Here is a 23,678-nt window from a genome sequence, read left to right on the forward strand (position 1 = left end):
CAACCAAATATAAGAGTTTGTATTATCTAAGGAGGTCACTCAAGAATTATTTACTTTTGTACCTTGTCCACTGAAGACTTGAAACATTTGACTATGCTCAGAGTTCTTTAGGCATTAGTTTTTATCGAGATGTTAATAGAAGCCGGCCCACTTTTAAAGGAGATCAATTCCCCTGACGACCTAAAAAAGCTTAATCAAGATCAGCTAACGCAGGTTTGTGATGAATTAAGACAATTCATAGTAGACAATGTTTCTGTCTACGGCGGGCACTTTGGTGCGTCACTTGGCGTAGTTGAACTCACCGTTGCGCTACACTACATATTCGATACCCCAAAAGATCAATTGGTTTGGGACGTGGGACACCAAGCTTATGGACACAAGATCCTTACCGGAAGAAAAGAGTCCTTTCATACGAATCGCTTGTACGGTGGCATCTCTGGTTTTCCGAAAAGAAAAGAAAGTGAGTATGACACCTTCGGTGTAGGGCATTCATCGACATCTATTTCTGGTGCATTGGGAATGGCCATAGCCAATCAATACAAAAAAGACAATCGCCAGCATATCGCTGTTATTGGTGATGGCGCCATGACAGGCGGCTTGGCTTTTGAAGGAATGAATCATGCTGGCGACACCAATGCCAACTTGTTGATCATTTTGAACGACAACTGCATGTCGATCGACCCGAATGTGGGTGCATTGAAAGACTATTTGACCGACGTAACGACATCACATACCTATAATCAGGTTAAAGAAGACGTCTGGAATATCCTCAGCAAATTCTCCAAATTTGGTAAGAGCGCCCAAGAGGTGATATCAAAAGTGGAGCACTCGATGAAATCGCTTTTGCTGAAGCAAAGCAATCTATTTGAAGCGCTCAACTTGCGTTATTTTGGTCCTGTGGATGGACACGACGTGCATCATCTAACGCATGTGCTGAACGACCTAAAAGATATTCCGGGTCCGAAAATATTACATTGTGTAACCGTTAAAGGCAAAGGATACAAACCAGCGGAAGAAGGCAATGCCACTAAATGGCACGCTCCGGGTAAATTCGACAAAGTCACGGGCGAGGTATTTAAGAAGGTACCTGAAAAGCCACAAGCCCCGAAATACCAAGATGTCTTTGGTCATACCCTAGTGGAATTAGCCGAGCAAAATGAAAAAATCATGGGGGTAACCCCGGCCATGCCTTCCGGCTCGTCCATGAACATCATGATGAAAGCCATGCCGGATCGTGCCTTCGATGTAGGCATTGCTGAACAACATGCCGTAACCTTTTCTGCAGGATTAGCTACTCAAGGGTTGATCCCTTTTTGTAACATCTACAGCACCTTTATGCAACGGGCATACGATCAGGTAATCCATGATGTCTGCATACAAGACCTTCCTGTAAATTTCTGTCTTGACCGTGCTGGTTTTGCCGGGGCGGATGGCCCTACCCACCATGGGGCTTATGACATTGCCTACATGCGCAGCATTCCAAACATGATCGTCGCCGCTCCGATGAACGAGGCAGAATTACGGAATATGATGTTCACCGCTCAGCTTCCACGCGAAGGACAAGCCTTCAGTATTCGATATCCAAGAGGACAAGGTGTAATGCCTGAATGGAGAACTGAAATGAAAAAAATGACCATCGGCACCGGTAGAAAAATTTCTGAAGGTGAAGAGGTAGCCATTCTGACCATCGGCCATATTGGTAATTATGTGGTCGAGGCAAAAGAACTATTGGCCAAGGAAGCGCTCAATCCAGCTCATTACGACATGCGTTTTGTCAAACCTCTGGACGAGGAGCTGCTACATGATATCTTCCGTAATTTCAAAAAAGTCGTTACTGTGGAAGATGGCTGTTTACCTGGTGGTTTTGGTTCTGCCATTTTGGAATTCATGGCCGACAATGGCTATGCTGCTCAAATCACCAGATTAGGTATTCCAGACCGGATTGTAGAACATGGAACGCAAGAAGAGCTGCATGCGGAATGTCAATTTGATGCAATGGGCATCAGCAAAGCTGTAAAGGCACTTGCACTTCAATCCGTGAAAGCTGTCTGATCAGAGCTCTTGCTCAATCATTTGTTTTAAATCTCTTTTTGTGAGTACGCCAGCCCGATTGGCTTGAATTTCACCATTCTTAAAAAGAATCAATTTGGGTATTGAACGCACACCAAAACGTTGGGCAATGGGCTGATTTTTATCCACATCTACCTTTATGATGCGCACTTGATCGCCAAATTCGTCAGCAACTTCTTTCAATATAGGCGCCATCATTTGGCATGGCCCACACCAGTCCGCATAAAAATCAACTAATACCGGTTTATCTTGTGAAATCAGCTCTTGAAATTTCCCTTTCATACACGCAATAATTTAAATCAGAACAGAATCTCGAAATCCTTAGTTCCTTTCCTATTACCTTTGCCACCCATGAAGGAATTTGACTTTTTGGCACCTCAGAATTTCGCCGCCCTCACAGGGATCTTCTTTATTCTAGTGGTCTTTCGATATGTATTGATCGCGGGTGCATTTTATGTCATCTTCTACATGGTGAACCCCAAGAACTTCAGAAGAAGAAAAATTTTCGATGGACCAAAACAGTATCCTCAGTACAAAAAAGAGTTTCTCTGGTCTGTATTTACATCCTTTCTATTTGCTCTGGCAGGCACTGGAATGGTCATTCTGTGGCAGCTCGGTTATACCGCCATTTATGAGGATTTGTCCGATTTTCCGTTGTGGTACATCCCCATCAGCTTTTTGATTGCCGCCTTTATCCATGAGACCTATTATTACTGGCTCCATCGTTGGATGCACCTGCCGAAGGTTTACAAGGCCATCCACAAAGTTCATCATGACAGCCACATCACGTCTCCATGGACGAGTTTTTCATTTCACCCGGTCGAAGGCGTTCTACAATCGATCATTATTCCAATCACAATCCTCTTCCTTCCGATGCACTATTGGACCATTATTGCCCTACTTACCTTCATGACCTTAACCAGTGCGATCAATCATTCCAATGTGGAGGTGTATCCAAGAGGTTTTTATAAACATTGGCTTGGCAAATGGTTCATTGGTGCAACCCATCACAGTTTACATCACACGCAATACAAAAGGAATTATGGTTTGTATTTCACTTTTTGGGATAAATGGATGAACACAGAAAGTGAAAAATATGAGGCAAATTTCGAAAAGCACACAAATCAAATAGGGGTAAAATAAAAGAGTCACTCCCGTTGGAGCGACTCCCTTTCACCTAAACACCTGGGTAACTAACTACTCATAGTGAACCTTTCGGTCCCTACACCCAGACTTATCTTTAATCGCGGATGCGAATTTTGTCTTGAGGAACGAGGCATTTGTTTCCTCGTGTGAAATCAAAGTTAATAGGATTTTTCGTAAAAAGAAATTTGGTCTTTCAATAATCCTAATTTTCTTATCTGCACTTCAATTAATGATTAGATACGTATACATACACAAAAATGTTGCTAGCATGCAACTACAGTTTTATGCAGACATTCTTCTTTTCTGTAAAGAAACCAAGAGCATCCCAGCCTCCCTCTCTGCCCATTCCGCTGTTTTTCATGCCTCCAAAAGGAGTACGAAGGTCTCGATTCAGCCATGTATTGACCCAAACAATTCCTGCTTCTAGGGCTTTGCTCACTCTAGTAGCCTTATTCAAATCATTGGTCCAAAGCGTAGCAGAAAGTCCATAAGGTGTACTATTGGCCATTTGAATGACCTCTTCCACATCATCGAATGGCGTTAAGGTGACGACGGGTCCAAAAATCTCTTCTTGGTTCATCCGACAATCAAAGGCCAGGCCTTCAAAAACCGTAGGCTGTATAAAATATCCGTCCGCATGTTCGTTTGGCAAATGAATGCGCACACCACCGCAGAGGAGTGTACCTCCTTCTTCTTTCCCCAATTCAATATAGCCCAAAATCTTTTCCATATGGGCCGAGGAAACGACGGCACCCACCTGCGTTGTTTCAACCTTAGGGTCACCCACTCGAAGCGCTTGGACACGCTCAACGAATTCGTCGCGGAATTTTTCATAGATCGGGCGCTCGATGAAGACCCTCGATCCACAGAGGCAGATCTGACCTTGATTGGCGAAGCTAGAATGTACGGTGGTTTTTAATGCCTGTTCAAAATCGCAATCGGCAAAGATGATGTTGGGGTTTTTCCCTCCCAGCTCCAGAGAGAGTTTCTTAAACATCGGAGCAGCAGTAGCAGCAATCTGTTTTCCTGTTTGCGTTCCCCCAGTAAAAGAAACTGCCTTGATGCCAGGATGTGCTGAGATCGCTTGCCCCACCTCTTGTCCTAATCCGTGTACAATATTTAAAACACCTGCAGGAAGTCCCGCTTCTAAGCAGAGCTCCGCTAGTAAGAATGCCGTCATCGGGGTAATTTCCGAGGGCTTCGCAACCACCGTGTTCCCCGCTGCCAAAGCAGGGGCTATCTTCCACGTAAATAAATACAAGGGTAAATTCCATGGCGAAATACAGCCCACCACACCGATCGGCGTCCTCAATGTCATGTTGATGGCGTCCTCATCAGACTCATGCAGTTCACTGGATTCGTGTAAGATGGCAGTGGCAAAGAACCTAAAATTTGCTGATGCCCTGGGAATATCAACTTGTCTGGCAAGTTTTACCGGTTTCCCATTGTCCCTAGATTCTGCAAGTGACAATCGTTCAAGATTGTTATCGATCAAATCGGCAATTCTCAACAAAACGACAGACCGCTCTTTTCTACTCGTCTTTGCCCATTCGTGAAATGCTCCCTCTGCAGCTTCTACAGCAGCATCAATATCTGTCGCGTTGGAGTTCGGGATTTCTCCATAAACAAGTCCTTTTGCTGGTTCAATATTATCAAGAAAAGCGCCTGAAACCGGGGGGACTAACTGGCCATTGATGTAATTCAGAATTCTTTCCATGACTTATAACGAAGGGGTTCTTCCACCATCAACCGGCACATTAATCCCATTGATATAACCAGCAGAAGGTGTTGCCAAAAAAGCAGCAGCAGCTGCAACCTCCTCAGGCAAAGCAAATCGACGTGCTGGAATTTCAGCCTTCATCGCTTCTTCCACCTCATCAATGGATTGCCCCGTCTTGTTGGCTTTATTTTCAATAATACTTGTTAGTCTTTGCGTTGCCGTTGCACCCGGCAGTATGTTATTTACCGTAATACCAAAAGGCCCTAATTCATTCGCTAAGGTTTTAGACCAGTTGCCCACTGCGCCTCGTATGGTATTCGACACACCTAAGCCCGGAATAGGGCTTTTAACAGAGGTTGAGATCACATTGATAATTCTACCATAGTGCTCCTCTTTCATGAAGGGAACGGTAGCTTGTGCAAGGAGTTGATTGCAGATCAAATGCTGGTTAAAAGCAATTCGAAAGGCTTCGATATCGGCTTCAATGGCTTGACCAGCCGGAGGCCCTCCGGTATTATTGACCAATATGTGGTATTGGTTTTCGACAATATGCGCCTCAAGTACTGACTTTAAGTCGTTCGGCTTGGCAAAATCCGCAACCAGTACCTGGTGCATTTGTCCAGCCGCCTGAAATAGCGTGTCCTTTACTTCATGGAGTTTTGCTTCATTTCTAGCCAAAAGCGTCACACTTGCACCTAAATTAGCCAGCTCCGCTGCAATGGCTTTTCCAATCCCCTGAGTGCTTCCAGCCACTAAAGCTCTTTTTCCTTTTAAATTAAGATCCATCGGTTTTCTGTCTTCTCGTAAAGTTATAAAAATCAGTTAGAGCCCTTTTTCGAATTTCTGTAATTTAGGGAAGTAAACTTGATAGCTATGGCAATTCGTAGACCTTTTAACCTGACGCAGTGGATCGAGGAAAACCGAGACCTGCTTAAACCTCCTGTCGGCAATAAAAACCTATACCCTGAAGGGACCGATTACATCGTGATGATCGTTGCTGGTCCAAATGCGCGGAAAGACTACCATTACAACGAGACCGAAGAGCTTTTTTACCAGCTGGAAGGTAACATTACCGTCAGAATTCAAGAAGACGGAAAGGCGGTCGATATTCCTCTTGGACCAGGCGACATGTACCTTCATCCACCTAAAGTACCTCATTCCCCTATTCGATCGGAGGGCTCTTTGGGCTTGGTGATTGAACGCGTGCGGAAACCAGAACATCAAGACGGCTTGCTATGGTTTTGTGACCATTGCAACAACAAACTGCACGACACTTACTTCCCATTGACGAACATTGAAAAAGATTTTTTACCTCGCTTCAAGGAGTTTTATGGATCCGAGGAATTAAGAAGCTGTTCAAATTGCGGCCATACAATGGAAACAGATCCTCGTTTTGTGAGCTAAATCATCCGAAGGACGATATTAAGCGCCTATTTTTTGATCAACTGTTAACCGATAACTGAATGCTAAAGATCGACATGCATACCCACATCATACCAAAGCATCTGCCCAAGTGGACAGAGAAGTTTGGTTATGGAGATTTCATTCATTTGCAGCATCATAAAGAAGGAGCAGCCATGATGATGAAAGGGAGCAAGTTCTTTAGAGAGATTCAGGCCAATTGCTGGGACCCGGAGGTTAGAATTGAGGAGTATGCCAAACACGGTACTCAAGTGCAAGTAATATCAACCATCCCGGTCATGTTCTCCTATGATGCCAAGCCCCATGATGGCCTTGCCGTTTCACAGTTTTTGAACGACCACATCGCTCAAATCTGCCGAGATTATCCAAGGCATTACATTGGTCTCGGTTCCATCCCAATGCAAGATGAAGAGTTAGCGATCCAAGAGCTTCATCGGCTAAAAACACTAGGCCTCCCGGGTATTCAGATCGGATCAAACATCAATGACAAGAATTTAAGCTCAGAGCGGTTCTTCCCCATCTTCCAAGCCTGTGAAGAATTAGACCTCGCCGTAATGATCCACCCTTGGAACATGATGGGCTTCCATAGCATGGAGCGCTATTGGTTGCCTTGGCTCGTAGGAATGCCGGCAGAAACAAGTCGAGCAGCCTGTTCTTTGATCTTTGGAGGGGTATTGGAAAGATTACCCAAGCTTCGGGTAAATTTCTCGCATGCAGGAGGTTCCTTCATTCCAACCTTGGGTAGAATTGAGCATGGTTTCAATTGCCGACCAGATCTGGTTGCCATCGACAATAAGGTAAACCCAAGGGACTATCTAGGAAAGTTTTGGGTCGACAGCATTACACATGATCCTCAGCTGCTCAGCTACATTCTGGAGCACCAAGGGAGTAAACGAATTACCTTAGGATCTGATTACCCCTTCCCTCTTGGAGATCTTGAAATTGGAGCCTATATCGAACAAATGGAGTTAAACGCTGGCGTAGTTGAGGATATTTTTTGTCATGCCACTTTGGAATGGCTCAACTTGGAAAAAACTCCTTTTGAATAGTGCGTCATTCGGCCATTACCTTTTTAGAAACACCCATAGGACTACTAAAGATCGTTGGAGATGAAGAGGCCATTAAATTGGTCACATTTACGGAGGAGGTGCTAAGGTCAACCGATGGAAAAGTACCCAATGTGGTGAGAACGGCTAAATTTCAGCTAAAAGAATACTTCGAAGGGAAACGAATTGCCTTTGACCTACAATTGGCTCCTGAAGGCACTGTATTTCAACGTCAAGTTTGGAAAGGGCTGGAAGAAATTCCTTTTGGAAAAACCTCAACATATGCCAAACAAGCCGTAAAATTGGGGGATCAAAAGAAACTGAGGGCCGTCGGAGCAGCCAATGGAAGAAACCCTATCGCCATCATCATTCCCTGCCATAGAATCATTGGCTCAGATGGGAGCCTAACAGGATATGCTGGTGGAATCGAAAGAAAGCGCTGGTTATTAAAACATGAGGGCTCAATCCCCGGTTTCAATCAACTCAAACTATTCTAATGAAATACGAAAATACGCTTGAATTTGCCCAAAATGCCGATAAAACCGACCCATTAAGAAAATGGAGAAGTGAATTTCATATTCCGATCATCAAAGGGAAAGAGGCATACTATTTTACCGGTAACTCTCTTGGCTGCCAACCCAAGCGTACCCGTAGCTTTGTCGAAAGTGAAATGAAGAAATGGGAAGAATATGGCGTTGAAGGACATTTCGTTCCTAAAGACAAACCTTGGATGCACTACCATAAGGTGACGAAAAATGCACTGGCTAAAATTGTCGGTGCTCAGCCGATTGAAGTGGTAGCAATGAATAATCTTTCGGTCAATCTGCATTTATTGATGGTCTCTTTTTACCGACCTACTAAAGATAGATACAAGATCATTTGCGAAGCAGGTGCTTTTCCTTCCGATCAATACATGTTCGAAACACAGCTTAGGCATCATGGATTAGAACCTTCGGAGGCCTTGATCGAAATCGAGCCAAGAACGGGTGAGTACACCCTTCGGACGGAAGACATCTTGCAAACGATAGAAGAGACTGGAAATGAACTCGCACTAATCCTAATTGGCGGATTACAATATTATACAGGACAGCTCTTTGACATGGAAAAGATCACGGCAGCAGGTCATCAGGTAGGTGCACGCGTAGGTTTTGATCTGGCCCATGGGATTGGCAATGTTCCTTTGCATTTACACGATTGGAATGTTGATTTTGCTACCTGGTGCTCATATAAATACTTGAATTCAGGCCCCGGAAATGTCTCCGGCATCTTTGTCCACGAACGCCATGCCCATGACACAAGCATCAACCGATTCGCCGGATGGTGGGGCCACGATGAGAGTGAGCGCTTCCTTATGCAAAAAGGATTCAAGCCGATGCCTGGAGCCAATGGTTGGCAACTCAGCAATGGCAACATTCTGGCCAATGCTGCCCACGCCGCCTCCCTCGAGATCTTTGAAGAAGTCGGTATGAAAGCCCTTCGAGAGAAGAGCCAAAAACTAACCGGCTTTCTGGAATTCATTATCGATGAGCTGAATAAAGCCAATGGCTCTTTTGAGATCATTACCCCTAGAGACCCAGAACAGCGAGGGGCACAATTGTCCATTTTCTTTCACAAAAAAGGGAAAGAACTTTTCGATTATTTAGTCGAAAATGGTGTCATCGGTGATTGGCGAGAGCCCAATGTCATTAGAATTGCCCCTGTTCCCCTATACAACAGTTTTGAAGATGTATATCATTTCGGTAGATTGCTAAAGGAAGCCCTTGCCAAGCACTAGATTTTTTAATTGATGGGTGAAAAGATCACCATATTAGGAGCGGGACTTGTTGGTTCTTTGCTCTCCATATTTTTAGCCAAACGTGGTTATGAGGTCACTATTTACGAAAGCAGAGCAGATATGCGGAAGCATTCGTTGGCTGGTGGCCGTTCGATCAATTTGGCCTTAAGCCATAGAGGACTTAAAGCTCTGGCCGCTGTTGGTCTGGCTGAGAAGGTTGCAGAGGAGTGCATTCCCATGCACGGTCGAATGATTCATGACCTCGCGGGAAATCAAGAACTTCAACCTTATGGAAAGAAAGGAGAATACATCAATTCTGTTTCTCGTTCAGGATTGAACATGATTTTGATGGATGAAGCCGAAAGAGTCGGTGTTCAGCTGGAATTTAATAAGAAGTGTCACAGAGTAGATGTAGAACAGGCGATCGCGGTTTTCGAGAAAGAAACGGAGCAAGCCAATTGGCTTTTTGGGGCCGATGGGGCTTTTTCAGCGATGAGAAACTCCTTAATGAAAACACCGCTTTTTAATTATTCGCAACATTACATTTCTGCAGGGTATAAGGAACTCTGCATACCTGCCAAAGCAGCTGATTTTGCCATCGCTCCTCATGCCTTACACATTTGGCCTCGAGGTGATTACATGCTGATCGCTTTACCGAACCTGGACAAAAGTTTCACTTGTACGCTCTTTTACCCAATGGAGGGAGAGCGCTCTTTTGAGCAATTGACCAATCAACAAGCGATTAATGAGCTATTTGATCATTCTTTTCCAGATGCCAAGGCATTGATGCCCACACTTTTCGATGACTTTCAGCAAAACCCAACCTCTGGTTTGGTAACGGTTCGTTGTTCTCCTTGGGTGAAAGGCAAGAGTGCTCTCATTGGGGATGCTGCTCATGCCATCGTTCCTTTTTATGGTCAAGGCATGAACGCGGGCTTTGAAGATTGTCATGTCTTTGACCAATTGCTTGACAGCTTCGGATCGATTAGTCCTAAAATGCTGAAAGAGTATGAACGCCTACGCAAACCCGATGCAGATGCCATCGCTGATCTTGCACTTTACAACTTTATCGAAATGCGCGATAAGGTCGCCGATCCGAAATTCATACTTCAAAAAAAGATAGAGAAAAGGCTTCATGAAAATTACCCAGACCAATGGATGCCACTCTATTCGATGGTCACCTTCAGCGATCTACGGTATTCAGAAGCCTTGGCTCAAGGATCAAAACAGCAAGCCATCATGGATAAGCTCTTAAATCAAGAGGGTATCGAAGGGCAATGGGAAAGTCTAGACCTCAGTCAGATCATTTCTGAACTTAACGAAGCCGATGGCGATATGCCTTAGGCGTACAATTCATCACTTTTTTAAACTGCCGATTGAAATTCGAGATGTTGTTAAAGCCTACTTCCAAGGCTATTTCAACCACCGACTTCTCACTCTGTACCAATAATCGACAAGCCTGCTGTACTCTGAACTCATTCAAAAATGTGATGTAAGATTTTCTTGTATGCAACTTAAAATAACGGCAAAAAGCACTTTCATTCATATGAGCAACAGCAGCTATCGTTGCCAGCGAAATGGGTTCAGCGAAATGTGCCAACGTATAGTCGAAGACTTGATCGAGTCGTCTCCCTTGAAATTCATTTAACCTGCGCCTTGGCAAGCCTTCAAAAGAACGCCATTCATGACTACTCAATAATGTCTGCAACAGCTCAAAAAAGGAATGCAATCTCACCAATCCCTCTGTTGCAAAGACGGATTGTATCAAAATGGCACTATTGGTCGCGAGCTGACCAAACGCTCGACCACCTTTTTCTGCCAGCCCTCTTTTCTCTTGAAAAAAAGCATACTCTGAAAAAGCACCTAAATGCTGTTCCATGAATTGCCAACTAAAGAATATTGAACTCGATAGAGCTCCTTCGGCGGCATCAATATCAGATCGAAACAAATGTGGTGTGTTACCCGCAACTAAAAAGACATCTCCTGGGGCAAAAGGACCAACATAGGCACCGTGAATAAAGGTTCCTTTCCCTTTTTGAATCATGGTCAATTGATATTCATCGTGTTGATGCAGTTTATCGTAAAAGCGCTTGTCATCATCAACCTGCAAATGAAGCGTCGTGGAATTGTCCTTAGGAATTTTAAAGGGTAAGACTTTCACTTGTGATATAATTACCTATTACCTAAATTAATTAATAGTATAGTGCAAATATAGTATTAGTAATTAGCAAAATCACAGAAGACTATCCTATCCTCCTGGTGTAGTTTTGTAGAAAAACAATTACCATGTCAATCAATTGGAAAGGGGTATTCCCCGCCGTTACCACAAAGTTCACCTCAGACGACCAACTTGACCTAGTTACTTTTGAGCGCAACATTAACGCTCAGCTTGATGCAGGGGTTGATGGCATTATTTTAGGTGGAACCTTGGGAGAAGCCAGTTCTTTGGCTGATGAAGAAAAAGAAGTCTTGGTCAGAACGACCGTTGCTATTGTCAACGGCAGGGTTCCCGTCATCTTGAACATTGCGGAGCAGACCACAAAAGGGGCTATCCAAGCCGCACAAAAAGCACAGGCGCATGGTGCACGAGGATTAATGATGCTTCCGCCCATGCGTTACAAGGCTGACGACCGTGAGACAGTGACCTATTTCAAAGCGGTTGCAATGAGTACAGACCTCCCCATTATGGTGTACAACAATCCCGTTGACTACAAGATCGAGGTCACCCTGGACATGTTTGACGAGCTGGCGGATTGTGCAAACATTCAGGCCGTGAAAGAATCAACACGGGACATTTCCAACATCACTAGAATGAAAAACCGATTTGGTGATCGGTTTAGCATCTTAAGTGGAGTGGATACACTGGCGTTGGAAAGCCTCCTGATGGGAGCAGATGGCTGGGTCGCAGGTTTGGTTTGTGCTTTTCCTAAAGAAACCGTTGCCATTTATCGATTACAAAAAGCAGGAAAGATCAAAGAAGCTGTCGACATCTACCGATGGTTTTTACCGCTCCTTGAGTTGGACATAAACCCTAAATTGGTACAAAATATCAAATTGGCAGAAGTAGCGACAGGTTTAGGAACTGAACATGTGCGTGCGCCTAGATTGCCATTAGAGGGGAAAGAAAGAGAAGAGGTGATTAAAATTATTGAAACCGGGTTAGCCAATAGACCACAACTGCCCGATTACTTAACTTTATAAGATGATCATAGGAAAAAACCACATTGGCCAAACGGCAAGTGCTGATGGAGATAAAAAACTCATCTCCTTCAATCCCGCAACAGGAGAATCACACCCGGAGGTATTCAAGGCAGCAACAACAGAAGAAGTCACCCAAGCAATCGCCTTAGCGTCCAAAGCCTATAAACCCTACCGCCAACTGCCTGCTCGTTCACGGGCGCAGTTCTTGCGTACGATAGCCGACAACATCATGGCCTTGGACATGGAACTCGTCGAGAGAACTATGGCTGAAACAGGTTTGCCTGAAGCCAGGATAAAAGGAGAAAGAGGTCGAACCTGTAATCAATTGCGCTCCTTTGCCGCCATAATAGAAGAAGGCTCCTGGTGTAATGCAAGAATCGACACGGCAATACCCGACCGCTCGCCTGCTCCAAAACCAGACCTGCGTAAATTCGACATGGCAATCGGGCCGGTAGCTGTTTTTGGTGCCAGCAATTTCCCTTTGGCGTATTCAACAGCAGGCGGAGACACGGCCTCAGCACTCGCAGCTGGCTGCCCCGTAATTGTCAAAGGACACGAATCGCATTTAGGAACGAACGACTTGGTTAGTCAAGCGATCCTGAAAGCTGCAGCCTCCACGAACATGCCTGATGGCGTTTTTTCGATGGTCAATGGCGGCATAGAAGTAGGTCAACAGCTTGTTAAAGACACAAGCATTAAGGCGGTAGGCTTTACCGGTTCATTAAAAGGTGGAAGAGCCCTCATGGACAGTGCCGCTCAACGGTCAACACCAATTCCAGTCTATGCCGAAATGGGCAGTACGAATCCAATTCTTTTTTTCCCGGAAAAGCTCCAAGAAGAAACTGAAGAACTTGCAGAAACATTGGCCTCTTCGATAACGCTTGGGGTTGGCCAGTTTTGTACGAGCCCAGGTCTTTTAATTGGAATTAATTCACCTGCCCTAGATCGTTTCAGCGAACAACTCACTCAAAAGTTAGCACAAACTCAAGCTGGTGTGATGCTGAATGAAAGCATTGGAGCATCTTATGTTAGCAACGCTAATCGAGCACAGGCTTTGGCCTCAACGACACAAGGTGAAATTGTCGAAACAGCGGGTCAGCCTGCGGCCGTTACCGTTTCGGGTACAACCTTTATCAAGAATCCGACACTTCACCATGAGGTATTTGGTCCCTTCACCATTATCATCAAATGCGAAGACAAGGACGAAATGTTGGCTGTGGTTGAGGCCTTAGAAGGACAGTTGACGGGGTCATTTATGGCAACACCACAGGACATCGCATCACATGCCGATATCATCGATGCCCTTAGAGAGCGTGTAGGTCGTGTGATTTGCAATGGTGTTCCGACAGGCGTTGAAGTATGTCCTTCCATGCAGCATGGAGGCCCGTACCCTGCCAGCAGCAATGGACGTTACACCTCTGTTGGAAGAGATGCCATCGTTCGGTTTACCCGACCAGTCGCTTTTCAAAGCTGGCCGAACGAGCACCTTCCTGATGAGCTCAAAAATGACAACCCGCTGGGCATCTGGCGTCTAGTAAATGATCAGTGGACACAATCAGCAATTGAATGAAAAAGCGCTTTTTTTGTATCGACGCACACACTTGTGGTAACCCTGTGCGTGTTGTCGCTGGTGGAGGCCCACCGCTGGAAGGAAAAAATATTCAAGAAAAACGGCAACACTTTATGCGTGCATTCGATTGGATCAGAACTGGCCTAATGTTCGAACCACGTGGGCATGACATGATGTCTGGCAGCATACTATACCCAGCCAGTGATCCCAAGAATGATACAGCTGTCCTGTATATTGAAACCAGTGGCTGCCTGCCTATGTGTGGCCATGGCACCATCGGTACGGTGACGGTCATGATCGAAGAAGGGCTGGTCATTCCCAAAACACCGGGTCACCTGCGGCTGGAAACTCCTGCTGGACTCGTTTTAGTTGATTATGTACAAGAGGGTAAAAAAGTCAAAAGTGTCAAGCTGACCAATGTCCCTTCTTTCCTCGCGGCAGAGCATTTGGAGGTGAATTGCCCAGTACTAGGTCAGCTGCACGTAGACGTAGCCTATGGAGGCAACTTCTATGCGATCATAGAGGCACAGTCCAATTACACTGACCTCGCAGATTACGCTACCAGTGATCTCATCTCTTGGAGTAGATCCATCAGAGAGCAGTTGAATCAATCACATGAATTCGTACATCCACTCAATGCAGCCATTCGAGGCTTAAGCCATATCCAATGGACGGGAAAACCAACACGGCCAGATTCACATGCACGAAATGCTGTATTCTACGGAGAAAAAGCCATTGACCGTTCACCCTGTGGTACGGGAACTTCAGCACGAATGGCACAATTAGCAGCAAAAGGAAAGCTGGCCGTTGGTGACCATTTTGTTCATGAAAGTATCATTGGAAGTCAATTCACCGGTCGTGTTGAGCGCAAAGAACTAGTAGGTGCTATAGATGCCATCGTGCCCAGTATTGAAGGTTGGGCGAAGATCACCGGTTATAACACTATTCTGATTGATGATGAGGACGACCCTTATGCACACGGATTTCACGTTATCTAGATGAATACAAAGAAAGTCGTCATCGTAGGAGCGGGCATTGTAGGCCTTTCAACCGCTTATTACTTGAACAAAAAAGGACTTCAAGTAGAGGTCATTGACCAATCCGAGGGTAATGACAATTGCTCTTTTGGCAATGCAGGCTATGTCGCGCCAAGTCACCTGATTCCTCTGGCATCACCAGGTATCATAAGCCAAGGCTTAAAATGGATGCTCAACAGCAAAAGTCCCTTTTATATCAAACCAAGACTCGATGTTGATTTGCTTAAATGGGGCTGGCTGTTCAAGAAAGCTTCGACCTCAAAAAGAGTGAGAGAAGCTGTACCCGTCCTTTATCAACTCACCACGCAAAGCCAATTGCTCTACGAGCAAATCATACAAGAGGAAGGTCTTGATGCGGGATACCAAAAACCAGGCCTCTTGATGGTCTGCCAGACGCATAAAGGTCTTGAACATGAAATGGAGCTCTTAGAGTTTGCGAAAAATATGGGCTTACCTGCAGAAAAGCTGACAACTCATGAAACGGAACGAATTGAGCCACACATCAAGTACGACTCAGTAGGCTCACTCTTTTTTGAGTGTGATGCCTGGATGACCCCTCATGTTTTCATGAAGGCCTTCGAAAACATATTGAAGCAAAAAGGTGTCGTGATCCGGCACCAGACTGTTGTAGAAGATTTTCTTCAAAAGAACCAGCAAATCGTTGGCCTTAATACGTCCGATGGAATGCTCAAGGGTGACCATTACGTAATAACTGCCGGGGCATGGACCTCTTCCCTTATGAAGAAACTAGGGGTTTCAGTTCCTTTACAAGGCGGCAAAGGCTACAGCTTTATGATGGCTCCTTCGCAAAGCCCATCATTCCCTTCCATCTTGGTCGAAGGGCGCATTGCGACAAGCCCCATGCTCGATGGCCTCAGGATTGCCGGCACCATGGAGCTTTCAGGCATCAACCATACGATCGGTCAGCAACGCGTCGAAGGCATTATCGAAAATGTCAAAAAGGCCATTCCACAGTATCAATCGTATGATTTTTCATCCATAAAACCTTGGGCTGGATTAAGACCGTGTTCGCCTGATGGTCTCCCTTACATTGGTAAAACAAGGGCTGCCAACAACTTGACCGTTGGAACAGGACACGCCATGCTGGGATGGACACTAGGCCCTATTACGGGTCAGTTAATCGCCCAGAGCCTACTGAACGAACCATTGGCCATCAACTCTCCATTGCTGGCTGTTGATCGTTACAATTGAAGCCTTAGCCAAAGAAAAAGCTGAATTGTCTGACCTTGAGGTTTGCGAAAAACAGTTCAATGCGCCATCTTGTTGTCAAGCTAAATCAGTCAAATTGTTGCCTTAAAATTTCATGGGAAAATCCGTTGCAATCATTGGTTCAGGTATTGCGGGAATCGCTTCAGCTATTCGCTTAGCTCAAGCGGGTCACCAGGTCACCGTCTATGAGTCCAATGCCTACCCTGGTGGCAAGCTGACTGAATTGACAAGGAAGGGCTATCGCTTTGATGCGGGGCCTTCGCTCTTTACACTTCCTGAGCAAATCGAAGAACTGTTTAAGCTGTGTGGTGAGAACCCTGAAGAGCACTTTAGCTACAAAAAATTACCGAGTACCTGCAAATATTTCTATCCAGATGGAACAGTGGTCAATGCTTGGGCTGATCAAGAAAAACTACTCGAAGAGTTTGAAACAAAGCTAGACGAACCAAGAGCGCACGTTCAAAAAGCACTACAAAAAAGCGCTTTCCTTTATGAAGAGCTCGCTCCTCTTTTCATGCACAGTTCGCTCCATAAAATGAGTACGTGGCTAGGCTCCTCAGCCTTTAAAGCCTATGCGAGTATCAACAAATTCGATTTCAATAGAAGCATGAACAAGGCGAATAGCAGCTTGTTCAACAACCCAAAAACGGTACAACTCTTCAATCGATATGCCACCTACAATGGCTCTGATCCCTATCAAACACCGGCAACGCTTAACATCATTCCGCACTTGGAGTTTGGTATTGGAGCTTATTTTCCAACCCGCGGTATGCACGACATCACGCAGAGTCTGTTCCAGTTGGCTAAACGACAAGGTGTTGAATTCGTGTTTGAAACCAAGGTTGAACGCATTGTGGTCCATGAAGATAAAGCCAAGGGCATAGAAACGAGCATGGGTTTTCATAAAGCACAGCGTGTGATTAGCAACATGGACATTATGGGCACCTATCGTCAGCTTTTAAAGGGGCACAAGGCACCGAAAAAAGTGCTCAACCAACCACGCTCTAGTTCAGCACTGATTTTTTACTGGGGAATCAAAAAAGACTTCAAGGCACTCGACCTCCACAATATTTTCTTTTCTGCAGATTACAAAGCAGAGTTTGAACATATCTTCAAGCAGGGCACCATCTACCATGACCCGACGGTTTATGTCAACATCACCAGCACTCAAAAGCCTGATGACGCACCAGAAGGCTGCCAGAACTGGTTCACCATGATCAATGTGCCTAACAATACTGGGCAAAATTGGGACATGCTCATCGAACAAGCACGGACCTCGATCATTAAAAAGCTTTCCTCTTCATTAGGAGAAGACCTTCAGCAACTCATTGAAGTAGAAGAAGTCCTCGACCCTCGCTTGATCGAATCGAAAACAAGCTCCATCGGAGGTTCACTTTATGGCAATAGCTCCAACAGCAAATTTGCCGCCTTTATGCGACACCCAAACTTCTCCAATCGGATCAAAAATTTGTACTTCGTAGGGGGTAGTGTACATCCAGGAGGAGGCATTCCTCTTTGCCTGCTATCGGCAAAGATCATGGCCGACCACTTTAGTTAGAGGGAGGTAATACTTGTGGCAGAAACCTCATCTGGATCAAAGAAGTTTTTGTACTCTTCAAACCTCTCTAAGATCTCCTTCACATACTTTGTAGGTTCTATTCCTTTGCAATAACCGTACCTCACGACCGGGTCTTGATGGTATTCCGGGTTTGATTTCAGCAAAAGGTATTTTTCAACGTTGCCATACCAAATAGATGGGTTTGCACCATACTTTTCAGCCAATCGCATGGCATCCGCCACGTGTGCATGGCCCGTATTGTACGACGCCAAAATGAACTTCATCCGCTCCTCTTCGTCGAGGATTTTATCTTTCCAGTAATCTTCCAACCAGAGTAGGTGACTGACACCCGCCTTGATATTCGGTTCCGGCTTGAATGGATTTTTGAGTCCGTTTTCTTCTTGCGTTGCTTTGGTCAATTGCATCAAGCCTTCCGCCCCTGCCCATGAGACGGTTTTGGGGTCAAATCGTGATTCCTGATAGATCTGAGAGGCTAGCAAGCGCCAATCCCAGCCAATGCGCTTCGATTCGGCTTTGATGATATCATCGTAAGGTGAGATATTCTTTCCCTTACTTGATGAAAACTCACTTTGTGAACGCTTCCTTTGACTTTTTGCATACTTGTAGTAACGATCATAAATGGTTTGAAAATCTGCCGATCTCTTCAATTCTGTTAACCATTCGTCTACAGCCGTTTTGAGTTCCGGAGAACCCTTTCTGATGGCCCATGCAATCTGCTGAGGAAAACTGATGGCCGTTTCAACATCTAGGTCAGGATGATAGGAAACATTGATCTTGGCCAGATCTTCATCAGCCACAGTGTAACTAATCTCTCCGTTGAGCACCTGTTCCATTAAATATTCTGAACTAACAGCCTCAACTTCCACAATGTCTATTTCTTCTCCGATCTCACTAGAAAGGTTCCTCAAGCGCTCAGCAAAAGCAGATCCTTTCCGAACGTGTATGGTTTTTCCTCCAAGATCTAGAACATCTCGTATCATGGTCTGCTCAATCTCGTGAAGCTTCATTTTCCGCCAGTTTTGCGGTTTACGTTGTACCAGTACTTGACGTATTCTTGTATGTGGAATGCTGAAGTCCACGCGTTCTTTTCGATCGAGGGTCACCGTCAAATGAAATGCCAGCAGATCCGCCCTACCGGTTTCCAGCAGATCAAAAGCTCCTGCCATGTCATCCGATACTCTGATCTTCAGGTCCAAGCCAAAGTCCTCGGCCATGCGATGCAAGAGCTCGTACTCAAAGCCCATTCTTCGACCCCGATAAATGAAATAACTTGTGGAACTATTGTCAACAACCACACGGATTTGACCACGCTTTTTGATGCCGCTGAGATCCACTATCTCAGCACTTTCTTCGTCGAAATGCCCATGATCATGAAAGTCAGAATCTTCATTGCTCACCAGCTCGGCTTGATAGTCATCAGATGTCGCTGACTCATTTTGTGCGCCACCACAGGCCAATAGACTTAAGAATAGTACTGTAAACGAAAGATATAAAACGCTCCTTTTCAATAACATATACCTGTTAATTTAAAAGAAAATAGCGAAAATACTAATCAGCGTTTTGATGAATGAAATCAATGGCTATTCGATTGAAGGCATTGGGCTGCTCAACATTGCATACATGGCCACAATCTGGAATGACGCTTAAGGTACTCGTATCATGCTGCTTGACAAGGTTCATGACTTGAGGCAAAAACATGTAATCCTCATCTCCCATCACGTAAAGCGTCGGTAGCTTTGTGTCGTTCTCGTTAAAGTATTTTAATAATGGGTTCAGTTTGTAGGTCAAATTGAACCATTTAATAAACTCCGACTGACATAACTTTTTCGCTTGCTGCGCAAAAAGAATTCTGGACTCTGCGTTCCGCTTTCTTGGCATGATGATCCAAGCAAACAATTTGTAGAGCCACATATAAGGAACAAAGCGCTTGGTCGCGTTGCCCAAAGCCACTAAGATCTTAGACCGAACATTCATTCGAGTCACGGCACCGCCCATGGTCAATGACTTCACACGATCAGGGGCTATCTCGCAAATAGTGCGCATTAAGATGGTCCCCAATGAAATGCCAACAAAGTGAGATTGCTTGATCTTCAAATGATCGAGCACTTCGATCACATCTCGAGAAAGGTTTTCAAAATTGTACTCATTGGTGAAGTAACGCTCAAACATTTCCTGTGACTTGCCGTGTCCACGCAAATCGATCAACAACACATTAAAATTGCTTTTGAATGCTTTGATCTGTTTGAACCAAATAGACGAGCTACCCCCTGCACCATGGATAAAGGTGACCCACTCCTTGGAAGTTTTATGCTCATATGTCTTGAAGTACAACATTCACCTAAGAAACGGAAAACATAAAAATTAGTTCATAAAAAAAGCCCATCCAAGGATGGGCTTTAGTTTTATCTAAATCAGGTATTAATTTCCGAAGATATATCTGATACCCAATTGCATTTGCCATCTAGAGCTTTGCAATCCAGAATCGTCAATGTTATTAGTCGATGGATCATTTCCTTCAACACCGTCAAAGGTGAATGTAGGTGTTGTTCCATCAGCTTGGAAACCCTCAAAGTTCAACAATTGGAAGTTAGAAGGCACAAAGTATCTTCTACCCCAATCGCTATTCAACATGTTACCAAAGTTGTAAATGTCAGCAGTGAACTGAAGTGTGTGAGACTTACCTCCTGCGTCAATGGTAAAGTCTTGAATGAATCTCAAATCGAAGACAGAAATGAATGGAGCTCTGCTAGCATTTGTTTCAGCATACTGACCTCTTCTTTCACTCAAATAATCGTCGCTGTTAATGAAATCATTCAATGCAGCCCACTGTTCAGCGGCAGTTCCAGCATTTGCATCATCAACTAGAATGATGTCGCTTTGATCCGCAGGCACATACAATAGGTTGAACTCTCGAGTATCTTCATTGGTCAATCGACCGCTGTCATTGTAAGTGTAAGAGAATGGTCTACCAGATCTACCTTCCCAAACCAAACCGATCTGCGATGCCAAATTCTTGGTCCACTCTTTTCTGTATGACACTTGAGCAATGAATCGGTGGCCTTGTGAAAAGACTGATCTTGTCAATTGCTGATCGAAGTTCTTACCTCCTACAGTATACAAGCCCCTCCATTGTGAAGAGTTCTGTGAAGATGTTCCATCGAATACAGCAAAAGCATCACCATAGTTGTAAGAAATACTTCCTTGGAATCCACTCGTCATTGGCAATGTTAAGGTAGTAGACAGGTTGTAAGTATATCCTTCAGAGGTGTTTGAAGTCAAAATAATTCGACCATACTGAGGAGCTACTTCATCTCTTCTATCGTAAATAGGTCGATCATCTCCTGTTCCTGTCAAACTCTCAGTAGAACGCTTTAAGTTCAAGTTTTCATATCTCAAAGCTTGAATGGTTTTAGTATACAAGGCATCAACTGACCAGATCAGTCCATTACCTAAACGCTTGTCAAATGCCAAGTTCACTTTTGCTACTTGAGGGATCTTAAAGTCCTTTGCATAAAGGTCGATATTTCCAGACTGTAAATTTGGATCTCTTTGTCCTGGCTGATTGAATGGATCAGGAATGAAACGAGCATCAAAACCTCGCTCGTCAATAGAACCCAAGTTTACCCCGTTGTTATTGTATGCACCCCCAGGCCATACTAATGGAATTCGAGAAGTGAAGATACCAGCACCACCACGTAATTGGAAAGAACGGTCACCGTTCACATCCCAGTTGAAACCAAATCTTGGTGCAAATGCCCAGTAGCCATCGATGAAATCACCCACAGTCGCTCCTTGTAGATCATAACCTGCAGCTTCTAAATCAGGAATCACATTGTTATTGAATTCAGGGTTATTTGGGGTATCATCAAATAGTGGACGATCAACACGCAAACCAAGCGTCATTTTTAGGTTGTCATTCACCTGGAACTCATCTTGAACATAGATACCAAAAAGAGATGAGTTGAATCTAGCTGCAGCAGCAGATCCGTCACCAGTGATGTCGTCAACGTTCGAGAACAAACGGAAGTAATCGATAGCCGGCTGGTTGGTGATGAAATCATCAATGCTGGCAAACAAGTAACGTCCGTAGTTCTGTGCAATGAACAAGTTTTCTACTTTGTAGAATTCTGCATTGACACCAAAGGTCAAGGTGTGTCTTCCTTTGTACCACTCAAAGTTGTTGTTAAGCGTCAATACATCTTGATTCAACAAGTTAGCCGTTGAAAACTCCTCAGCACCGAGTCTTAGGAATCCACGACCATCTTCGATATTTACTGTTGGAAAATCCTCAAAAGGATCACGATCATCTCTTACCGTTACATAACCCACAGTGAATTTATTGGATTTATCAGCGCCAAGTGTCGCCGCCCACTCTGCAGAAAGCGAGTTAGTTGTTGATTGGAAGGTCTCCGATCTTTTGTAAAAATTCAGTGTTCTTGGGCTAGAACGAACACCTTCGATATTGAAGGCATCAACAAACGAATAACGTGCTGTGATCTTGTGATTTTGATTGATGTTGTAATCAAAACGAGCAGTGATCTTATCAGACTCTAAAACGACTGGGTTTCCGTCGATGGTGCCTGGGTCGTAATTGAATGTGCCTAAGTAATTCCTCAACTCGTTGAGTTTTGCAGCATCCGCATCTCCCTCGTAGTCATTAAAATTAAACGGCTGTGGTGTTTCATCTTCTTGTCTTTCGTAGTTCACGAAGAAGAACAATTTGTCCTTAATGATTGGACCACCCACACGTACACCATAGGTCTGTGCACTAAATTCTGCTAATCGCTCACGATCTACTCCTTCAGTATCAGTAGGAGTTTTACCAGCAAAGCCTTCATTTCTCCAAAATCTGTACACTGAACCTTCGATATCGTTCGATCCAGAACGGGTCACTGCGTTGATGGCACCACCAGCAAAACCTGAAACCCTTACATCAAAAGGAGCAACCTGAATTTGGAATTGCTCAATGGCATCTACTGAAATTGGTGACACACCAGTCTGTCCACCGTTGGTTCCAGAACCGGCCAATCCGAATACGTCGTTGTTAACAGCACCATCGATATAGATCGAGTTGTATCTGTTATTCTGTCCACCAATTGAGATGGAGAAGCCATCGCTTCCTTCATCAATGATCGCCTGTGGTGTAAAACGAGCAAAATCACCAATAGCCCTGGCTACTGTTGGAGTTGCATTGATCTGGGCAATGCCTACAGTAGTTTCTGCACCGGTTCTGTTTCCATCAAAAACACCACCTCTATCGGCCACTACCTCAACTCCTTCAAGTGTCACAGCATCTTCCTGCAACTCTACATTGATTCTGAAAGCCTGACCCAATGTCAAGAACACATTTTCTTGAGTGAACTCTTTGTACCCAATAAAGGTGACAGTCACCGTGTAAGGACCTCCCACTCGCATGTTCGGTATTCTGTAGAATCCGTCTGCATTCGTGACGTTTCCATAACGAGAACCGGTTGGTGTGTGGACCGCAACCACAGTTGCACCCGGTAGAGGCTCTCCGTTCGCATCTGCAACTCTTCCGTTCAAAGAAGAAGTTGTGTTCCCCTGACCGAATGCCATGTTAGTCAACATTAACATGAATGCAGCCATGAAGATCGATTGTAACAATTTTTTCATAGAATTTTTGTTAAGTAAGTTTGATTTAGATTTTAATCGGTTGCCTTTTGAGCTTTATTTCCTGCAAAAATAATTTTTAAAGTCCCTTGAGCCAATACCCACTCTGTTAACTTTCAGCGAAGAAAATTGGCTAAGATTACCTTGATGTTAACAAATGTTAATTCAATGGAAAAATAAGTAAAAAATATATCTCGTTGAAATTAAACGAGTTGAAAAAACAAGGCCTTGGTTAATCCAACCAAACCCCCA

At 44.5% G+C, this 23,678-nt stretch carries 19 protein-coding genes; 12 read left to right on the forward strand and 7 right to left on the reverse strand.

The genetic code is table 11. The features are described from left to right. Positions 1–129: 129 nt before the first annotated feature. Positions 130–2,052 carry a 1-deoxy-D-xylulose-5-phosphate synthase gene (gene dxs, locus AC2D6U_RS09710; RefSeq protein WP_484720783.1) on the forward strand — a complete coding sequence of 641 codons (1,923 nt, stop codon included), beginning with the start codon at positions 130–132 and terminating at the stop codon, positions 2,050–2,052. On the opposite strand, the gene trxA is transcribed toward dxs, so the two are convergent. Beyond that, positions 2,053–2,352: a thioredoxin gene (trxA, locus tag AC2D6U_RS09715; RefSeq protein ID WP_484720784.1), complete on the reverse strand. Its 300-nt coding sequence runs from the start codon at positions 2,350–2,352 to the stop codon at positions 2,053–2,055. 69 nt (positions 2,353–2,421) lie between these two features. On the opposite strand from trxA, the gene AC2D6U_RS09720 reads away from it, so the two are divergent. After that, positions 2,422–3,213: a sterol desaturase family protein gene (locus AC2D6U_RS09720; RefSeq protein WP_484720785.1), complete on the forward strand. Its 792-nt coding sequence runs from the start codon at positions 2,422–2,424 to the stop codon at positions 3,211–3,213. A gap of 277 nt (positions 3,214–3,490) precedes the next feature. Here AC2D6U_RS09720 and AC2D6U_RS09725 read toward each other — a convergent pair whose 3' ends face one another. Both AC2D6U_RS09725 and AC2D6U_RS09730 read right to left on the reverse strand, forming a co-directional pair. Then, complete coding sequence (locus AC2D6U_RS09725; RefSeq protein WP_484720786.1) at positions 3,491–4,933, reverse strand: aldehyde dehydrogenase; 1,443 nt, start codon at positions 4,931–4,933, stop codon at positions 3,491–3,493. 3 nt (positions 4,934–4,936) lie between these two features. Next, the gene (locus tag AC2D6U_RS09730) at positions 4,937–5,722 is read right to left on the reverse strand and encodes an SDR family oxidoreductase (protein WP_484720787.1); all 786 of its coding nucleotides are present in this window, start codon (positions 5,720–5,722) and stop codon (positions 4,937–4,939) included. 87 nt (positions 5,723–5,809) lie between these two features. On the opposite strand from AC2D6U_RS09730, the gene AC2D6U_RS09735 reads away from it, so the two are divergent. Genes AC2D6U_RS09735 through AC2D6U_RS09755 form a run of 5 tightly spaced genes read left to right on the forward strand, consistent with a single transcriptional unit; the run spans position 5,810 to position 10,522 of the window. After that, positions 5,810–6,340, forward strand: coding sequence for a 3-hydroxyanthranilate 3,4-dioxygenase (locus AC2D6U_RS09735; protein WP_484720788.1), 531 nt, complete (start codon positions 5,810–5,812; stop codon positions 6,338–6,340). Positions 6,341–6,399: 59 nt separating this feature from the next. Further along, entirely contained in the window at positions 6,400–7,407 is a 1,008-nt protein-coding gene (locus AC2D6U_RS09740; RefSeq protein ID WP_484720789.1) for an amidohydrolase family protein, read from the forward strand. Next, positions 7,407–7,901, forward strand: coding sequence for a methylated-DNA--[protein]-cysteine S-methyltransferase (locus tag AC2D6U_RS09745; protein WP_484720790.1), 495 nt, complete (start codon positions 7,407–7,409; stop codon positions 7,899–7,901). Before AC2D6U_RS09740 ends, AC2D6U_RS09745 begins: the two co-directional genes overlap by 1 nt. After that, on the forward strand, positions 7,901–9,178 hold the full coding sequence (gene kynU / locus AC2D6U_RS09750) for a kynureninase (RefSeq protein WP_484720791.1): 1,278 nt from the start codon (positions 7,901–7,903) through the stop codon (positions 9,176–9,178). Before AC2D6U_RS09745 ends, kynU begins: the two co-directional genes overlap by 1 nt. Positions 9,179–9,190: 12 nt before the next feature. After that, positions 9,191–10,522: an FAD-dependent oxidoreductase gene (locus tag AC2D6U_RS09755; RefSeq protein ID WP_484720792.1), complete on the forward strand. Its 1,332-nt coding sequence runs from the start codon at positions 9,191–9,193 to the stop codon at positions 10,520–10,522. On the opposite strand, the gene AC2D6U_RS09760 is transcribed toward AC2D6U_RS09755, so the two are convergent. After that, positions 10,494–11,339, reverse strand: coding sequence for a helix-turn-helix domain-containing protein (locus AC2D6U_RS09760; protein WP_484720793.1), 846 nt, complete (start codon positions 11,337–11,339; stop codon positions 10,494–10,496). The genes AC2D6U_RS09755 and AC2D6U_RS09760 overlap by 29 nt on opposite strands. Before the next feature lie 125 nt (positions 11,340–11,464). Here AC2D6U_RS09760 and AC2D6U_RS09765 point away from each other — a divergent pair, with 125 nt between their 5' ends. The 5 genes from AC2D6U_RS09765 (at position 11,465) to crtD (ending at position 17,774) form a co-directional block, all read left to right on the forward strand. Then, a complete protein-coding gene (locus AC2D6U_RS09765) occupies positions 11,465–12,379 on the forward strand; it encodes a dihydrodipicolinate synthase family protein (RefSeq protein WP_484720794.1) in 915 nt (304 codons plus the stop codon). 1 nt (position 12,380) lies between these two features. Further along, positions 12,381–13,949: an aldehyde dehydrogenase (NADP(+)) gene (locus AC2D6U_RS09770; protein WP_484720795.1), complete on the forward strand. Its 1,569-nt coding sequence runs from the start codon at positions 12,381–12,383 to the stop codon at positions 13,947–13,949. Then, entirely contained in the window at positions 13,946–14,947 is a 1,002-nt protein-coding gene (locus tag AC2D6U_RS09775; RefSeq protein WP_484720796.1) for a 4-hydroxyproline epimerase, read from the forward strand. Before AC2D6U_RS09770 ends, AC2D6U_RS09775 begins: the two co-directional genes overlap by 4 nt. Further along, on the forward strand, positions 14,948–16,198 hold the full coding sequence (locus tag AC2D6U_RS09780) for an NAD(P)/FAD-dependent oxidoreductase (RefSeq protein ID WP_484720797.1): 1,251 nt from the start codon (positions 14,948–14,950) through the stop codon (positions 16,196–16,198). A 112-nt stretch (positions 16,199–16,310) separates the two neighbouring features. After that, positions 16,311–17,774: a 1-hydroxycarotenoid 3,4-desaturase CrtD gene (gene crtD / locus AC2D6U_RS09785; RefSeq protein ID WP_484720798.1), complete on the forward strand. Its 1,464-nt coding sequence runs from the start codon at positions 16,311–16,313 to the stop codon at positions 17,772–17,774. Here crtD and AC2D6U_RS09790 read toward each other — a convergent pair. From AC2D6U_RS09790 to AC2D6U_RS09800, 3 genes are all read right to left on the reverse strand, one after another. After that, positions 17,771–19,309, reverse strand: coding sequence for an MltF family protein (locus AC2D6U_RS09790; protein WP_484720799.1), 1,539 nt, complete (start codon positions 19,307–19,309; stop codon positions 17,771–17,773). The genes crtD and AC2D6U_RS09790 overlap by 4 nt on opposite strands. Positions 19,310–19,343: 34 nt before the next feature. Then, positions 19,344–20,129, reverse strand: coding sequence for an alpha/beta fold hydrolase (locus AC2D6U_RS09795; RefSeq protein WP_484720800.1), 786 nt, complete (start codon positions 20,127–20,129; stop codon positions 19,344–19,346). A gap of 84 nt (positions 20,130–20,213) precedes the next feature. Then, positions 20,214–23,429 carry a TonB-dependent receptor gene (locus AC2D6U_RS09800; protein ID WP_484720801.1) on the reverse strand — a complete coding sequence of 1,072 codons (3,216 nt, stop codon included), beginning with the start codon at positions 23,427–23,429 and terminating at the stop codon, positions 20,214–20,216. Between the last annotated feature and the right edge of the window lie 249 nt (positions 23,430–23,678).

Source organism: Roseivirga sp. YIW32, from assembly GCF_057219245.1.